Here is a 2,500-nt window from a genome sequence, read left to right as displayed (position 1 = left end):
TAAGTATTTCAGATACGAATCCGTAGCGAAAGCGAGTCTGAATAGGGCGATTAATAGTTGGTAGTAGTAGACGCGAAACCTGGTGATCTACCCTTGGGCAGGTTGAAGCGCTGGTAACACAGCGTGGAGGACCGAACTGGTTGTCGTTGAAAAGACTTCGGATGACCTGAGGGTAGGGGTGAAAGGCCAATCAAACTGGGAAATAGCTCGTACTCCCCGAAATGCATTTAGGTGCAGCGTTGAAGTGAGTTTAATAGAGGTAGAGCTACTGATTGGATGCGGGGGTTTCATCGCCTACCAATTCCTGACAAACTCCGAATGCTATTAAATGCTCATCAGCAGTGAGGGTATGGGTGCTAAGGTCCATATCCTAAAGGGAAAGAACCCGGACCATCAGCTAAGGTCCCCAAATATATGCTAAGTTGACCAAACGCGGTCTGACTGCACTGACAGCTAGGATGTTGGCTTGGAAGCAGCCATACATTTAAAGAGTGCGTAACAGCTCACTAGTCGAGCGGTTGGGCATGGATAATAAACGGGCATAAGCATATTACCGAAGCTATGGGGTAGTACAGAAGTACCTACCGGTAGGGGAGCATTCTATAGGCGTTGAAGCTAAAGGCGTGAGCCATAGTGGAGCTGATAGAAAAGAAAATGTAGGCATAAGTAACGATAAGGCAGGCGAGAAACCTGCCCGCCGAAAGATCAAGGTTTCCTCAGCTATGCTAATCAGCTGAGGGTTAGTCGGGGACTAACGCGCACCCGAGCAGGGGAAGTGGATGTACAACAGGTTAATATTCCTGTACCATTAATCTAATAAAAGTGACGGAACGAGATAACTACCGCGTACTGACGGAATAGTACGTTAAAGGAGCAGTTATAGCTTTGATAGTACACTGAGGCTTCGGCCGAGGTGATAGAGTGGTGACAACGTTTCCAAGAAAAGCGAAGATTAATGCCCGTACCGTAAACCGACACAGGTGATTGGGAAGAGAATTCTAAGGCGCTCGAGAGATTCATGGCTAAGGAACTAGGCAAAATAGACCTGTAACTTCGGGAGAAAGGTCGCCTATCTAGCGATAGGCCGCAGTGAAAAGGTCCAAGCGACTGTTTATCAAAAACACAGGACTCTGCAAAATCGAAAGATGAGGTATAGGGTCTGACACCTGCCCGGTGCTGGAAGGTTAAGAGGAGAGCTTAGCGTAAGCGAAGGTTTGAATTGAAGCCCCAGTAAACGGCGGCCGTAACTATAACGGTCCTAAGGTAGCGAAATTCCTTGTCGGGTAAGTTCCGACCTGCACGAATGGTGTAACGATTTGGACACTGTCTCGGCCATGAGCTCGGTGAAATTGTAGTATCGGTGAAGATGCCGATTACCCGCAGTGGGACGAAAAGACCCTGTGCACCTTTACTATATCTTCGTATTGGTCTTGGATAAGTGATGCGTAGGATAGGTGGGAGACTTGGAAGCGGCTATTCCGGTAGTTGTGGAGTCGTTGTTGAAATACCACCCTTTGCTTATCTGAGGTCTAACCCTGCGATGCAGGGGACAATTCGTGGAGGGTAGTTTGACTGGGGTGGTCGCCTCCAAAAGAGTAACGGAGGCTTCTAAAGGTTCCCTCAGCACGCTTGGTAACCGTGCGAAGAGTGCAATGGCATAAGGGAGCTTGACTGAGAGACCAACAAGTCGATCAGGTACGAAAGTAGAGCATAGTGATCCGGTGGTTCCGTATGGAAGGGCCATCGCTCAAAGGATAAAAGGTACGCCGGGGATAACAGGCTGATCTCCCCCAAGAGCTCACATCGACGGGGGGGTTTGGCACCTCGATGTCGGCTCGTCACATCCTGGGGCTGGAGAAGGTCCCAAGGGTTGGGCTGTTCGCCCATTAAAGTGGCACGCGAGCTGGGTTCAGAACGTCGTGAGACAGTTCGGTCTCTATCTACTGTGGGCGTTAGAAATTTGCGTGGATCTGACTCTAGTACGAGAGGACCGAGTTGGACGCACCGCTGGTGTATCTGTTGTCTTGCCAAGGGCATAGCAGAGTAGCTAAGTGCGGATGGGATAAGTGCTGAAGGCATATAAGTACGAAACCCGCCACAAGATGAGATTTCTTTTAAGGGTCGTGGGAGATGACCACGTTGATAGGTTACAGGTGTAACGGTGGTAACATCATAGCCGAGTAATACTAATCACCCGTAGACTTTTCGCGCAGTATTCTTTTTTATAGATAAGAGTTAAGAGATAAGAAGTAAGAAAGTGTAATACTACTTATGTTTTATCAATTATTAATCTCTTAAGAAGTTAGTTAAGATATGTTTTTTATCCCTATATGTTAAAAAAATAAGGTTACAGGCACTAGGTTATAGGCATCAGGGATTCCCCTGAAACCTAACCCCTGACCCCTGACACCTAAAAGATTTAAGGTGGTTATAGTCAAAGGTCTCACCTCTTACCATTCCGAACAGAGCAGTTAAACCTTTTAGCGCAGATGGTACTACA

The 2,500-nt window shown here is 47.6% G+C and carries 1 rRNA gene (cut by a window edge); it reads left to right on the top strand.

Annotated elements, in window-relative coordinates:
• Positions 1 to 2,210, top strand: a 23S ribosomal RNA gene (locus tag HMPREF1321_RS00265); it begins 633 nt to the left of the window's first position.
• The last annotated feature ends 290 nt before the right edge of the window (positions 2,211 to 2,500 follow it).

This window comes from Capnocytophaga sp. oral taxon 412 str. F0487 (assembly GCF_000271925.1).
Classification (GTDB): Bacteria; Bacteroidota; Bacteroidia; order Flavobacteriales; family Flavobacteriaceae; genus Capnocytophaga; species Capnocytophaga ochracea.
Note: the sequence above shows the minus strand (reverse complement) of the source record. Positions and strands in the feature narration are given on the sequence as shown.